Below are 12,882 nucleotides of genomic sequence, written 5' to 3'. Positions count from 1 at the left end.
CTCGCCGGGCCCCGGCCGGGCCGGTCCCCGTAGGGTGGGCACGCACCGTCCACCACCACCCCGGGGGGTTTCATGACCGAGTCCGACGAGGTCGGGCGCGACGAGCTGGCCGGCGACAGCCGCGGCGAGCGCCGGTCGAGCAAGGTCGCGATCGTCGGCGCCGGTGCGGTCGGCTCCACCCTGGCCTACGCGTGCCTGCTGCGCGGGGCGGCGCGCGAGGTGGTCCTCTTCGACCGCAACCGGGACAAGGTCGAGGCCGAGGCGATGGACATCGCCCACGGCATCCAGTTCACCCCCATGGGCTCGGTGCGCGGCTCCGACGACGTCGCCATCTGCGCCGACGCGGACGTCGTCGTCATCACCGCCGGCGCCAAGCAGAAGCCGGGCCAGTCCCGGCTCGACCTCGCCGGGGCGACGATCGACATCATGCGCGACCTCCTGCCCCGGCTCGTGGCGGTGGCCCCGGATGCGGTGTATGTCATGGTCGCCAACCCGGTGGACGTGGCCACCTACGCCGGCCTGAAGATCTCCGGCCTGCCGCAGAACCAGTTCTTCGGCTCCGGCACCGTGCTCGACACGTCCCGGCTGCGCTACCTCGTCGCCCGCGCCTGCGGCGTGGCGGTGCAGAGCGTGCACGCCTACATGGCCGGCGAGCACGGCGACTCCGAGCTGCCGCTGTGGAGCTCGGCGATGATCGGCGCGGTGCCGCTGCTGCAGTGGGGCCCGACCCGCGACGGGCGGATGCTCGACGAGGAGGTGCGCGCCGCGATCGCCGCGGAGGTGGTCGGCTCGGCCTACAAGATCATCGCCGGCAAGGGCGCGACGAACTACGCCGTCGGGCTCGCCGTGGTGCGCATCATCGAGGCCGTCCTGCGCGACGAGCACCGGGTGCTGTCCGTCTCCTCGCTGCTCGAGGACTACCTGGAGATCTCGGACGTGTGCATGTCGGTGCCGAGCGTCGTCGGGCGAGACGGCGTGGGGCGTCGCCTCGTGCCGGTGGTCACCGAGAGCGAGCGGCACGGCCTGCGGCGGAGCGCCGAGGAGATCCGCGCCGTGGCGCGCCAGTTCGGCTTCTGACCGGTCAGAGGCTGCGCAGCACGGTCACCACGCGGCCGAGCACCTGGGCCGCGTCGCCCGGGATGGGCGAGAAGGCGGGGTTCTGGGGCAGCAGCCAGACGTGGCCGTCCCGGCGCTGGAAGGTCTTGACCGTGGCCTCGCCGTCGATCATCGCCGCGACGATCTCGCCGTTCTCGGCCACCGGCTGCCGGCGCACCACCACCCAGTCCCCGTCGCAGATGGCGGCGTCGATCATCGACTCGCCGACCACCCGGAGCAGGAAGAGCTCGCCGTCGCCGACGAGCTGGCGCGGCAGGGGGAAGACGTCCTCCACCGCCTGCTCGGCGAGGATCGGGCCGCCGGCGGCGATGCGGCCGACCACCGGCACCAGGGTGGCCGCGCCCGTGCGCAGCCCCTCGGCGTCGAACGCCGCCACGGGTCCGGTGACGGCCGTGGCACGGGTGCCGGCCGGGTCGATGAGCTCGATGGCGCGGGGGCGGTTGGGGTCGCGCCGCACATAGCCCTTGCGCTCCAGGACGCCGAGCTGGTGCTTGACCGACGACGGGCTGGTCAGCCCGACCGCCTCGCCGATCTCGCGCATGCTCGGCGGGTAGCCGCGCTCGGCCACGGCCGCGCGGATGGTCGCCAGGATCAGCCGCTGGCGCTCGGTCAGTCCGCCGTCGCCGGCGGGCTGCCTCTGCATCGGTTCCTCGACGGTGCTCACGACGGCGATCCTTCCCGCACCGCGGCGGCGGTGTCGGCCGGCGGCGGATGGTTGTGGAAATCCGCCGATGTCAGTGGTCGGTGATGGGCTCTCGACGTCAGCGTAGAAGCCCGGCGGCACGATCTCAAACAATTGTTCGAGGTGTGTCTCGACAAGAGACCCGGGTGGCCCTACTCTGTCGCACAGACGTTCGACGAACATCCGTTCGAGGAGGAGTGGTCATGAGTGCACTGGTCGCGCAGCCCGCGTGGCGGCCCGCCCCGGTCCGCCCGGTTCGCCCGGTCCGTCGCGCCCCCCGCGCCGCGGGCGCCCGCGCGCACCTGCAGGTGGTCGGCCCCGGTTTCGTCCCCGTCCCCGCGCCCGTGGCGGCGCGCCCAGCGCCGCCCGCCCCGCTGCGCCTGACCGCGCTGGGCCGCGGCGTGGTGGCCGCCCTCGCGCTGGTGGCCGCGGCCGCGGTGGCGGTCGGGCTGGGCAGCGTGGCCGGCGCGGCGGTCGCGGGGCCGCCCGCGCAGGACGTGGCCACCGTGACGGTGGCGGCGGGGGACACCCTGTGGGCGGTGGCGAGCGAGGTGGCGGGGCCGGGCGAGGACGTCCGGGACGTCGTCGCCACCATCGCGGCCCTCAACGACCTCGGCGACCACCAGCTGCGTGCCGGCCAGCAGCTCCTCGTCCCGGCCCGCTGAGCGCCGGCGGCCCGCCGGCCGCGGCACCCGCTGTCGGCGGGGTGCGATGATGGGACCGGCGACGCGAGATCGCGCCGCGGGCGCGGCCGGTTCGGCCGCGCCGGGCCGCCGGCCGCCGGCGGCGGGTGCAGGGAGGAGCTGCGAGGTGCACTGCCCATACTGCCGACACGCCGACTCGCGCGTGATCGACTCCCGGACGGCGGAGGACGGCGCGTCCATCCGGCGCCGGCGCCAGTGCCCCAGCTGTGGGCGGCGGTTCACCACGCTGGAGACGTCCAGCCTGACGGTGGTCAAGCGGTCGGGCGCGAGCGAGCCGTTCAGCCGGGACAAGGTGGTCGCCGGCGTGCGCAAGGCGTGCCAGGGCCGGCCGGTCTCCGACGACGACCTCGCCCTGCTGGCCCAGCAGGTCGAGGAGGCGGTGCGCGCGAGCGGCGCCGCGCAGATCGACGCCCACGAGATCGGCCTGGCGATCCTCGGCCCGCTGCGCCAGCTCGACGAGGTCGCCTACCTCCGCTTCGCCAGCGTCTACTCCTCCTTCAGCTCCCTCGAGGACTTCGAGGAGGCGATCGCCGCGCTGCGGGCCGAGCACGCCGCCGCGCGCGCCGCCGGCGACGGCGCCGCGGGGGCGGGAACGGCGTCGCCAACCGCGCCCGGCGGCGGCGCGGGCTCCGCTAGCCTGGGCGCAGCCGAGGAGCCCGAGCAGGCTCCGGCACACTGACGCCGTCGGTGGTGGCGGAGGGGAAGCCGCCACCGCCGACGGTTCCGCGGTGGCTGGCCGGCGGTCAGTCGAGCAGCTGCTCGCGCACCTTCCGCCGCAGCACCTTGCCGAGCTGGGAGCGTGGGAGCTCCTCGAGGACCGCGATGCGCCGCGGGATGGCGTAGTGCGACAGGCGCTCGTGGGTCCAGCGGCGGACGCCCTCGAGGTCCACCCGGGCGCCCGGCTCGAGCACGAGGGCGGCGACCACCGACTCCCCGCGCGCGCCGTCGGGCAGCCCGACGACGGCGACGTCGCTCACACCGGGCATCGAGCGCACCGCCTCCTCGACCTGGGAGGGGTAGACGTTGAACCCGCCGGAGATGATCAGCTCCTTGCGCCGGTCGGCCAGGACGACGAAACCGTCGTCCAGCCGCACGAGGTCGCCGGTGCGCAGCCACCCGCCGTCGAGCAGCACCTCGGCGGTCTCCTCCGGCCGGCCGTCGTAGCCGGCGAAGACCTGCGGGCCGCGCACCAGCAGCTCGCCGACCGCCCCGGGCGGCACCTCCGCGGCCGGGTGCTCCGGGTCGACGACGCGGATGTCGGTGGAGGGGAACGGCAGCCCGAGCGCGCCCGGCCGCCGGCCGGGGCCGAACGGGTTGCCGAGGACGACCGGCGAGCACTCGGTCATGCCGTAGCCCTCGATGATGAGGCCGCCGGTGAGCGCCTCCCAGCGGCGCGCCACCTGCGGGTCCAGCGCCATGGCGCCGGAGATGGCGAAGCGCACCGACGACAGGTCCGCCCCGCGCTCCTGCGCGGCGACGGCCAGCCGGTCGAACATCGGCGGCACGCCGGGGAAGAACGTGGCCGGGCGGCGCCGCATGGCGGCCAGCACCATGTCGACGTCGAACTTGGGCAGCACCACCTGGGTGGCGCCGATCCGCACGGCGAACGTCAGGGACAGGGTCAGGCCGAAGGCGTGGAAGAAGGGCAGCACCGCGTAGAAGGTCTCGGCGCCCTCGCGCAGCCCCTGCACCCAGGCCCGGCCCTGAGCGACGTTGGCGAGCAGGTTCCGGTGGGTGAGGGCCACGGCCTTGGGCGTGCCGGTGGTGCCGCCGGTGTGCAGCAGGACGGCGAGGTCGGCCCCGGCCGGGCGGGGGTGGGTGCGCGGCAGGGGGGCGGCGCGGCGCAGGTCCGCCTCCCAGCTGCGCACCCCGGGCGGGACCGGGCCGCGCAGCGCCGCCCGCTGGGCGCGGGCCGCGGGGAGCGGCAGGCCCAGCAGCAGGCGGGAGCGGCGGGGCAGGGCCGCGGTCAGGTCGACGGCCCACACGGTGCGGTCGCGGCGGTCACCGCCCGGGGCCACCCGGTCGAGCGCGTTCTCCCAGGCCACCACCACCGTGGCGCCGTGGGCGTCCAGCTGCTCCTGGATCTCGGCGGGCGGGGCGAGCGGGTTGTGCTCGGCGACGACCGCGCCGAGCCGCAACGCCGCGTAGAAGGCGACCACGTGCTGGGGGCAGTTGGGCAGCACCAGGGCGACCCGGTCCCCGGCCCGCACCCCGGCGGCGGCGAGCAGGCCGGCGGCCCGGTCGACCTGCTCCTCGAGCGCGGCGTAGGTGGTGACGGCGCCGAGGAAGTCCAGCGCCACCCGGTCGCCGAAGCGGCCGGCGGCCTCGGTGAGGAGGCCGTCGACGCCGTGGTCGGGCACGACGATCTCGGCCGGGACACCCGGGGCGTAGTGGGCGCGGGCGGGGGAGCCTGGGTCGGTGGTCATGCTCAGAGGTCCGAGGAGCGCGCCGCCCAGATGTTCACACCCGCGTCCACGGCGTGCTGGTCGATGCGGGCCAGCTCGTCCTCGGTGAAGTCCAGGCGGTCCAGCGCCGCGACGTTGTCCTCGAGCTGGGCCACGCTGGAGGCGCCCACCAGCGCCGTCGTCACGCGCGGGTCGCGCAGCACCCACGCGATGGCCATCTGCGCCAGGCTCTGCCCACGTGCGGCGGCGACGTCGTTGAGGGCGCGGACGTGGTCGAGGGCGGTGTCGCTGAGGAACTCCCGCCGCAGCGAGCCGCCGCGGGCGGCGCGGGAGTCCTCCGGCACGCCGCCGAGGTACTTGTCGGTGAGCATGCCCTGCGCCAGCGGGGAGAAGACGACTGCGCCGGTGCCCTTCTCGCCCAGGACGTCGAGCAGGCTGGGCTCGCCGTGCTCGACCCAGCGGTTGAGCATCGAGTACGAGGGCTGGTGGACGAGCAGGTCGAGCCCGATCTCGTCGGCCACCTCGAACGCCTCGAGGGTGCGCTGGGCGGAGTAGGAGGAGACGCCCGCGTACAGCGCCCGCCCGGAGTCCACGGCCGTCTTCAGGGCGCCGAGGGTCTCGCGCAGCGGGGTGGTGTCGTCGAAGCGGTGGGAGTAGAAGATGTCCACGTAGTCCAGGCCCATCCGGGCCAGGGACTGGTCGAGCGAGGCCAGCAGGTACTTGCGCGAGCCGCCGTTGCCGTAGGGCCCGGGCCACATGTCGTAGCCGGCCTTCGAGGAGATGACCAGCTCGTCGCGCAGCCCGGCGAGGTCCTCGGCGAGCATCCGGCCGAAGGACTTCTCCGCCGAGCCCGGCGGGGGGCCGTAGTTGTTCGCCAGGTCGATGTGGGTGATGCCCAGGTCGACGGCGCGCAGGACGATGTCGCGCTGGGTCTCGTAGGCGTTGGCCTCGCCGAAGTTCTGCCACAGCCCCAGGGCGATGGCGGGCAGGTCGAGGCCGCTGCGGCCGCAACGGCGGTAGGTCATGGCGTCGTAGCGCTCTGGCGCGGGAGTGAACATGGGTCCGACCGTACTGCGGCTCAGTCCTCGGGGTTGGGGCGGATCATCACCCGCAGGCGCAGGGTGTCCTCCATCTGGCGCACCGCCTCGACGGCCTCGCGCGGCAGCTCCGAGCCGATGTCGGTGACCACGTAACCGATCTCACCCAGCGTGCCGAGGATCTGGCCGTCGATGTTGGCCCCGTACTCGGCGAAGGTCTGGTTGACGAGCGCGAGGACGCCGGGGGTGTTCCGGTGGACGAACGCGATGCGGTAGCGGGCCGCGTCCGACGGCGGCAGGGAGAGCCGCGGCAGGTTCACCGACAGGTCGGTGGCACCCGACTTGAGGTACTTGGTGAGCTTGCCCGAGACGAACAGCCCGATGTTCTCCTGCGCCTCCTGGGTGGAGCCGCCGACGTGCGGGGTGAGGATGACGTTGGGCAGGCCGCGCAGCTCGGAGTCGAACGGGTCGCCGGTGCGCTTGGGCTCGGTGGGGAAGACGTCGACGGCCGCCCCGGCGAGGGAGCCGTCCAGGATCTTCTCGCGCAGCATCGCGTAGTCGACGAGGAAGCCGCGGGAGAGGTTGAGGAAGATCGCGCCGTGCTTCATCTGCTCGAACTGCTCGCGGCCGAACATCCCGGCGTTGCCGGCGCGGCCGTCGACGTGCAGCGTGACGATGTCGGCGACGTTGAGCAGCTCGGTGAGCGAGCTCATCCGCCGGGCGTTGCCCAGCGCGAGCTTCTCGGCGACGTCGTAGAACACCACGCGCAGGCCGAGGGCCTCGGCCACCACGGAGAGCTGGGTGCCGATGTTGCCGTAGCCGACGATGCCGACGGTGCGCCCGCGCACCTCGTGCGAGCCCGCGGCCGACTTGTCCCAGACGCCGTCGTGGAGCGCCTTGTCGCGCACCGTGAGCCGCCGGGTCAGCGCGATGATCTCGGCGAGGGCGAGCTCGACGACCGAGCGGGTGTTGGAGAAGGGGGCGTTGAAGACGGCGACGCCACGGCGGGCGGCGGCGCGCAGGTCGATCTGGTTCGTCCCGATGCAGAACGCGCCGATGGTGAGCAGCTGGGGGTGGGCGGCCAGCACCCGCTCGGTCACGTGGGTGGTGGAGCGGATGCCGAGGATGTCGACGCCGTCGAGGGCCCTGATGAGCTCGTCCTCGTCCATGGCGCCGGGGTGCCGGACGACCTCGACGCCCGCGGCGGCGAGGACGGGGTCGGCGTTGGTGTGCGGATTTTCGAGGAGGAGTGCGCGTGCCACCGGCCCATCGTCCGCCCGTCTCGCGATGCGGAGCAAGCGTGTCCGTCAGGTGGTCAGGCGGTCGGGAAGCCCGCGGGCAGGTCGTCCCGGTGCACGACGTGCAGCCGGCGGGTGGGGCGGGTCATCGCCACGTACAGGTCCCCGGGGCCCCCGGCGAGCACCTCGGCCGGCTCGACGAGGACCACGGTGTCGAACTCCAGCCCCTTGGCCTCCACCGTGTCGAGGACGGCGACCCGCGCGTCGAGGGGGTCGGCCCCCGCGGGGGCCAGGTCGCGGCGCAGCTCCGCGTCGCCGGCGAGGGCGGCGCGCACCTCGCCGCGGCGCGCCGCGCCGGTGAGCACCGCGACGCGCCCCGCGCCCACGCCGTCGGCGGCGTCGAGCCGCTCGAGCTCGGCGCGGACGACGGCGAGCACGGCCGCACGCAGGTCCGCCGTCCGGGTCACGGCCTGCGCGTCGGGCAGGTCGCGGGCGGCGCGCACCGGGTAGGCCGGCGCCGCCCCCTGGGCGGCCAGCACCGCCGTCGCCGTGTCCATGACGGTGGCGGGGGTGCGGTAGCTGATGGTGAGCACGGCCTCGCGCACGTGCTCCCCGGCCGCGCGCCCGAGCACCTGCTCCCACGAGGCGGCGGGGCGGTGCCCGCTGCGCTGGGCGAGGTCGCCCACGACGGTCATCGACCGCGAGGGACAGCGGCGCAGCAGCGCCCGCCACGCCATGGGGGAGAGCTCCTGGGCCTCGTCGACGACGATGTGCCCGTAGGTCCACGTCCGGTCGGCGGCGGCACGCTCGGCGGTGGTGAGCCGCGGCCCGGTGGCGGCGAAGCGCTCGGCGAGCATCTCGGCGGTCACCATGCCCATGCCCAGGCCCTGGGAGGCGATCGCCTCCTGCGCGAACCGCAGCTCCTCGGCCGCCTGGATCTTCGCCTCGGCCTCGGCGCGCCGGGCCTGGGCCTGCTCGTGCGGGCCGAGCAGCTCGGCCAGCTCGTCCAGCAGGGGGATGTCGGCCACCGTCCACGGCGAGCCCTTCGCGCGGCCCAGGAGGGCCCGGTCCTCGGCCGACATGCCCGGGGCGTAGCGGGCGAGCAGGTCCGGCCGGGCGTAGAGCCGTTCGAGCAGCCCGTGCGGCGTCGTCGGCATCCAGCACAGGTTCAGCGCCACCCGCACGTCGCGGGCGGTGCGCACGTCCTCGGTGAAGTAGGCGCGCTCGGCGGCGTCCTCGACGCCCCTCTCCCCGGCGTACTCGCGCACGAGGTGGTCGAGCATCGCCAGGACGAAGGTGTCGCGGGCCTGGTTGTGCGGCTGGCCGCTGCGGCGGGCCTTGGCCATCGCGGCCCGGACCTGCTCGGGCTGCAGGTGCAGCGTGGTGCCCTCGACGTCGAGCTCCTGGGCCCGCTCGGGCACCCGCTGCAGGCCGCGCACGGCCCGGGCGAGCACCTGGGCCATGGCGGCCCGGCCCTTGACGGCGGCGACGTCCTCGGCGTCCTCCACGGTGGCGGTCGTGCCCGGCAGCAGGTCGGCCATCGTGGTGGCGACGACGTCGGTCTCGCCCAGGGAGGGCAGCACCTGCTCGATGTAGCGCAGGAACACCCGGGAGGGGCCCACGAGCAGCACCCCGGAGCGTTCCAGGCGCTCGCGGTGGGCGTAGAGCAGGTACGCCGCCCGGTGCAGCGCCACCGCGGTCTTGCCGGTGCCGGGCCCACCCTGGACCACGAGGACGCCGTCGAGCGCGGAGCGGATGACCGCGTCCTGCTCGGCCTGGATGGTGGCCACGATGTCGTGCATGCGGCCCTCGCGGGCGGCCGACATCGCCGCGAAGAGCGCGCCCTCGCCGGTCAGGCCGCTGGCGACGGCCTCGTCGAGGTGCTCGTGGTCGAGCAGCTCGTCCTCGACCCCGACGACCGTGCGGGCCCGGGTCATGAGGTGGCGACGGCGCACGACGTCGCCCGGGTGGGCGGCGGTGGCCTGGTAGAACGGCTGGGCGCTGGGGGCGCGCCAGTCCACCAGGAGCTGGTTGTGCTCGGCGTCGGACAGCCCGATGCGGCCGACGTAGCGCGGCTCCTCGCCGCGGCTGTCCAGCCGGCCGAAGACGAGCCGGTTCTCCACCTGGTCGAGCCGGGCGACGGTGTCGGCGTAGTGGGCCGCGAACGCGTCCCGCTCGGAGCGGTTCTGCGGGGACCCGCTCGGGCCCTCCAGGCGCACCTCGGCCAGGCGGGCGCCGTAGGCGGCGCGCAGTGAGTCGAGCCGGTCGTAGACCTTGTCAACGTAGGCCTGCTCCTCGGCAACGGCGGCCTGCGTCGCGGTGGCGACGCTCGCGCCGTCCTCGGGCGTGGTGGCCGGTCCTGGCACGCGGGCTCCTCCTCGTCCTCAAGCCCCCGGCTGGGGGGTCGTGCCGACGGCACGGCCATCCATTATCCGCCACAGGGCGGCCGTGCGCAGGCACCTTCCGCACCGGGATCCGGCCGCCGCCCGCCGGGGCCGGTGGTCCCCGCCCCGGCCGCCGCCCGCCGGGGCCGGTGGTCCCCGCCCCGGACGGGCCCGCAGGCCGTGTCCGGTGGCGCCCGAGGCGGAGGTCCGCGGCGCGGAATGTTGCGCCGACGGGCGGTGTTGGGCTCTATATACGTTGACCGTCCCGTGAGAGGAGTTCCACCCATGCGCGATCCGCAGGACCTCTACACCGTGAGCGAGAGCGCGTTCGGCGCCGCTCCGGTGCCGGTGCTCGTGCACGCGTTGCGCGGCTCGCTCGACGCCGGGCACGCGGGGTCCCTGGTCGCCCGCCACCTGCTCGACGCCCTGCCCGCCGAACGCGTCGCCACCTTCGACCCCGACGAGCTGGTGGACTACCGCTCCCGGCGGCCGGCCATGGTCTTCGAGGACTGGCGCTACACCGAGTACGACGAGCCGGTCATCGCGCTCGACCTGCTGCACGACGACGAGGGCACCCCGCTGCTGCTGCTGCACGGCCCCGAGCCGGACCTGCGGTGGGAAGCCTTCACCGACGCGGTCCTCGACCTCGTCGACCGGCTCGGCGTCCAGCGCACCATCGGCGTGCACGGCATTCCCATGGCTGTGCCGCACACCCGCCCCGTCACCGTGACGGCCCACGCCACCCGCGACGGGCTGGTGGACCGGCCGCGCCAGATCATGGGCACCGTCCAGGTGCCCGGCAACATCGCCGGCCTGCTCGAGCTGCGCCTGGGCCGCGCCGGCCACGACGCGGTCGGCTTCTCTGCGAACGTGCCGCACTACCTCGCTCAGGCCGAGTACCCGCAGGCCGCGGCCGAGCTGGTGCGCCAGATCGCCGGCAACACCGGGCTGGCGCTCCCCGTGGGCGAGCTCGAGGCGGCCGCGGCGGAGACGTTGCAGCAGATCGACTCGCAGGTGTCCACCTCCCCGGAGGTCGGCGCCGTCGTCCACGCCCTGGAGCAGCAGTACGACGCCTACATGGAGGCGGCCGCCAAGCCCAGCCCCACGACGCTCATCGCCGACCGCGAGCTGCCCACCGCCGACCAGATCGCCGCCGAGCTCGAGGCCTTCCTCGCCGAGCAGAACAGCGCGGCCGGCCACCAGGACGGCGACGGCGGCGAGGACCGCCCGGACGGCGACGGCGGGAACGCGGACGGGCGGCCCGGCGAGGGCGAGCCCGGCCCGCGAGCCTGACTCACCGATCCACCACGATGCCCCGGGCCCCCCCCCGGGGGCATCGTCGTCCCCGGGCGCGCCGCGCCGGACCGTCGTCCGGGCGCGCCGCGGCCGGACCCGGTGAGCAGACTCACCGGGGCGCCCCGGCGCTTCCGCCTGGGCATTTCCCGGCCGCCTGCGACAATTGCAGTCGTGTCCCCCTTCCGCGATCCGGCCCCGCCCCGGCTCGCGTTCGCCGTGTGGGGCGCGGGGCTGGCGGCCTACGTCGTCGCCGTGACCGGACGCACGTCCCTCGGCGTGGCCGGCCTGCAGGCCGCCGACCGCTTCGAGATCTCCGCCGCGACCCTGTCGCTGTTCTCCGTGGTCCAGCTCGCCGTCTACGCCGCCGCGCAGATCCCGGTGGGCCTCCTGCTCGACCGGATCGGCAGCCGCCGGCTCATCGCCGCCGGCGCGATGGTGCTCGCCGCCGGCCAGCTCATGCTCGCCGTCGTCGACACCCTGCCCATGGCCCTGGCCGCCCGCGTCCTGGTGGGCGTGGGCGACGCCACCGCCTTCGTCTCCGTGCTGCGGCTCGTGCCGGCCTGGTTCCCGTCCCGGCGCGTGCCGGTGCTCACCCAGATGACCGGCATCATCGGCTCCACCGGCCAGATCATCTCGGCGGTCCCGTTCATGGCGGGGCTGCTGCGCTTCGGCTGGACGCCGGCCTTCGTCTCCCTCGCCGCGCTCGGTGTCTTCATGGGCATCGTCGCGGCGATCGTCGTGCGCGACCGGCCGCCCGCCCCGGCGGCGCCGACGCCGGCGCCCGAGGCCGTCCAGCCCGTCGGGACCGGCGCCGAGGTGCCGCCCGCGGCGGTGCCGGCCCGGCGGGAGAAGGCCTCGCTGCGCGCCGTGATGGGTGAGCCGGGCACGTGGCTGGGGTTCTTCACGCACTTCGTCTCCTTGTTCCCCACCAACACCTTCGTGCTGCTGTGGGGCGTGCCGTTCCTCACCGCCGGCCAGGGCCGCAGCGCCCAGGAGGCCGCGGCCCTGCTCACCGTCAGTGCGCTCGCGGGCGTGGTCATGGGGCCGGTCGCCGGCGAGCTGCAGGCGCGCCACCCGCTGCGCCGCTCCTGGCTGGTGCTCGGCGCGACCGCCTTCGCCATCGCCGCCTGGACCATGGTGCTCGTGCCGACGACGCCCCGGCCGACCTGGCAGCTCGTCGTGCTCGTGCTCGCCCTCACCTCCACGGCCACGGCCTCCAACGTCGGGTTCGACTTCGCGCGCACCTTCGTCCCGCCGGCCCGCCTGGGCACCGCCACCGGCGTCGTCAACGTCGGCGGCTTCGTCGCCTCGCTCGCCTCCATCTATCTCGTCGGCTTCGTGCTCGACCTGGTCCGCCCCGACGGGCACTACGTGCTCGCCGACTTCCGTGCCGCGTTCGCCGTCCAGGCCGTGGTGTGGATCGTCGGGCTCACCGGCCTCCTCACCGCCCGGCACGCCACCCGGCGGCGGATGGCCGAGGGCGGCGTCGTCGTCCCGCCGGTGCGTGAGGTCATCGCCCGCATGCGCAACCACCACCGCGAGGGCTGAGCGCGCCGCGGTGTCCGCCAGGCAAACCCGCGTACCGAATGCTGGATCGGCGCATGTGACTCATGCCATGCTGTGCCCGTTGCATCTGCGTTTCCCTGACGTGCGACCCGGGAACGGCCTGGTGCCGGGCCCCGGAGAGGTGGCCGCCGCGTGGCGGGACGGCTCCGAGCAAGGAAGTGGGACGGCATTGCGGCGACCGGGGGCCGGCACGGGGCCGGCCCACAACACGTCCCGGAAGGACAGAGCAAGATGGCACAGGGAACCGTGAAGTGGTTCAACGCTGAGAAGGGCTACGGCTTCATCGAGCAGGACGGGGGCAACGCCCCCGACGTGTTCGTCCACTACTCCGCGATCCAGGCCGACGGTTACCGCTCCCTCGAGGACGCCCAGCGCGTGGAGTTCGAGATCACCCAGGGCCCCAAGGGCCCCCAGGCGGAGAACGTCCGCGCCATCTGACCCCGCGCGGCCACCG

Annotated in this window: 11 protein-coding genes; 6 read left to right on the top strand and 5 right to left on the bottom strand. The window is 74.9% G+C overall.

Translation table 11 applies throughout. From position 1 onward, the window contains the following. Positions 1-72: 72 nt before the first annotated feature. Positions 73-1,077 carry an L-lactate dehydrogenase gene (locus GD880_RS00110; RefSeq protein ID WP_152229616.1) on the top strand — a complete coding sequence of 335 codons (1,005 nt, stop codon included), beginning with the start codon at positions 73-75 and terminating at the stop codon, positions 1,075-1,077. Between the two features lie 4 nt (positions 1,078-1,081). On the opposite strand, the gene lexA is transcribed toward GD880_RS00110, so the two are convergent. Next, positions 1,082-1,759 carry a transcriptional repressor LexA gene (gene lexA, locus GD880_RS00105; protein WP_152230107.1) on the bottom strand — a complete coding sequence of 226 codons (678 nt, stop codon included), beginning with the start codon at positions 1,757-1,759 and terminating at the stop codon, positions 1,082-1,084. Positions 1,760-2,001: 242 nt separating this feature from the next. On the opposite strand from lexA, the gene GD880_RS00100 reads away from it, so the two are divergent. After that, positions 2,002-2,463, top strand: a complete 462-nt coding sequence (locus tag GD880_RS00100; protein WP_193314295.1) for a LysM peptidoglycan-binding domain-containing protein — start codon at positions 2,002-2,004, stop codon at positions 2,461-2,463. Between the two features lie 145 nt (positions 2,464-2,608). Next, positions 2,609-3,181, top strand: coding sequence for a transcriptional regulator NrdR (nrdR, locus tag GD880_RS00095; protein WP_152229614.1), 573 nt, complete (start codon positions 2,609-2,611; stop codon positions 3,179-3,181). A 64-nt stretch (positions 3,182-3,245) separates the two neighbouring features. Here the strand turns inward: nrdR and GD880_RS00090 are convergent, their stop codons facing one another. Genes GD880_RS00090 through GD880_RS00075 form a run of 4 tightly spaced genes read right to left on the bottom strand, consistent with a single transcriptional unit; the run spans position 3,246 to position 9,548 of the window. Next, the gene (locus GD880_RS00090; protein ID WP_152229613.1) at positions 3,246-4,928 is read right to left on the bottom strand and encodes an AMP-binding protein; all 1,683 of its coding nucleotides are present in this window, start codon (positions 4,926-4,928) and stop codon (positions 3,246-3,248) included. A gap of 2 nt (positions 4,929-4,930) precedes the next feature. Next, positions 4,931-5,965 carry an L-glyceraldehyde 3-phosphate reductase gene (gene mgrA, locus GD880_RS00085; RefSeq protein WP_152229612.1) on the bottom strand — a complete coding sequence of 345 codons (1,035 nt, stop codon included), beginning with the start codon at positions 5,963-5,965 and terminating at the stop codon, positions 4,931-4,933. A 20-nt stretch (positions 5,966-5,985) separates the two neighbouring features. Then, positions 5,986-7,206, bottom strand: a complete 1,221-nt coding sequence (gene serA, locus GD880_RS00080) for a phosphoglycerate dehydrogenase (RefSeq protein WP_152229611.1) — start codon at positions 7,204-7,206, stop codon at positions 5,986-5,988. A 53-nt stretch (positions 7,207-7,259) separates the two neighbouring features. Next, positions 7,260-9,548, bottom strand: a complete 2,289-nt coding sequence (locus GD880_RS00075) for a HelD family protein (RefSeq protein WP_152229610.1) — start codon at positions 9,546-9,548, stop codon at positions 7,260-7,262. Positions 9,549-9,851: 303 nt separating this feature from the next. On the opposite strand from GD880_RS00075, the gene GD880_RS00070 reads away from it, so the two are divergent. The 3 genes from GD880_RS00070 (at position 9,852) to GD880_RS00060 (ending at position 12,866) form a co-directional block, all read left to right on the top strand. Continuing rightward, positions 9,852-10,859, top strand: a complete 1,008-nt coding sequence (locus tag GD880_RS00070) for a proteasome assembly chaperone family protein (RefSeq protein ID WP_152229609.1) — start codon at positions 9,852-9,854, stop codon at positions 10,857-10,859. A 174-nt stretch (positions 10,860-11,033) separates the two neighbouring features. Continuing rightward, the gene (locus GD880_RS00065; protein ID WP_226909257.1) at positions 11,034-12,410 is read left to right on the top strand and encodes an MFS transporter; all 1,377 of its coding nucleotides are present in this window, start codon (positions 11,034-11,036) and stop codon (positions 12,408-12,410) included. Positions 12,411-12,659: 249 nt separating this feature from the next. After that, positions 12,660-12,866, top strand: coding sequence for a cold-shock protein (locus GD880_RS00060; protein ID WP_152203804.1), 207 nt, complete (start codon positions 12,660-12,662; stop codon positions 12,864-12,866). Positions 12,867-12,882: the final 16 nt, after the last annotated feature.

The sequence above is a fragment of the Georgenia ruanii genome (assembly GCF_009193175.1).
In the GTDB taxonomy this organism is placed as follows: Bacteria; Actinomycetota; Actinomycetes; order Actinomycetales; family Actinomycetaceae; genus Georgenia; species Georgenia ruanii.
This window is presented reverse-complemented; position numbering and strand designations above follow the sequence as displayed.

Bases quoted from the DNA above. Each gene is read 5' to 3' on its own strand.
- mgrA (WP_152229612.1), bottom strand. From the start codon at position 5,965: ATGTTCACTCCCGCGCCAGAGCGCTACGACGCCATGACCTACCGCCGT.
- GD880_RS00070 (WP_152229609.1), top strand. From the start codon at position 9,852: ATGCGCGATCCGCAGGACCTCTACACCGTGAGCGAGAGCGCGTTCGGC.
- GD880_RS00100 (WP_193314295.1), top strand. From the start codon at position 2,002: ATGAGTGCACTGGTCGCGCAGCCCGCGTGGCGGCCCGCCCCGGTCCGC.
- GD880_RS00060 (WP_152203804.1), top strand. From the start codon at position 12,660: ATGGCACAGGGAACCGTGAAGTGGTTCAACGCTGAGAAGGGCTACGGC.
- GD880_RS00090 (WP_152229613.1), bottom strand. From the start codon at position 4,928: ATGACCACCGACCCAGGCTCCCCCGCCCGCGCCCACTACGCCCCGGGT.
- GD880_RS00110 (WP_152229616.1), top strand. From the start codon at position 73: ATGACCGAGTCCGACGAGGTCGGGCGCGACGAGCTGGCCGGCGACAGC.
- lexA (WP_152230107.1), bottom strand. From the start codon at position 1,759: ATGCAGAGGCAGCCCGCCGGCGACGGCGGACTGACCGAGCGCCAGCGG.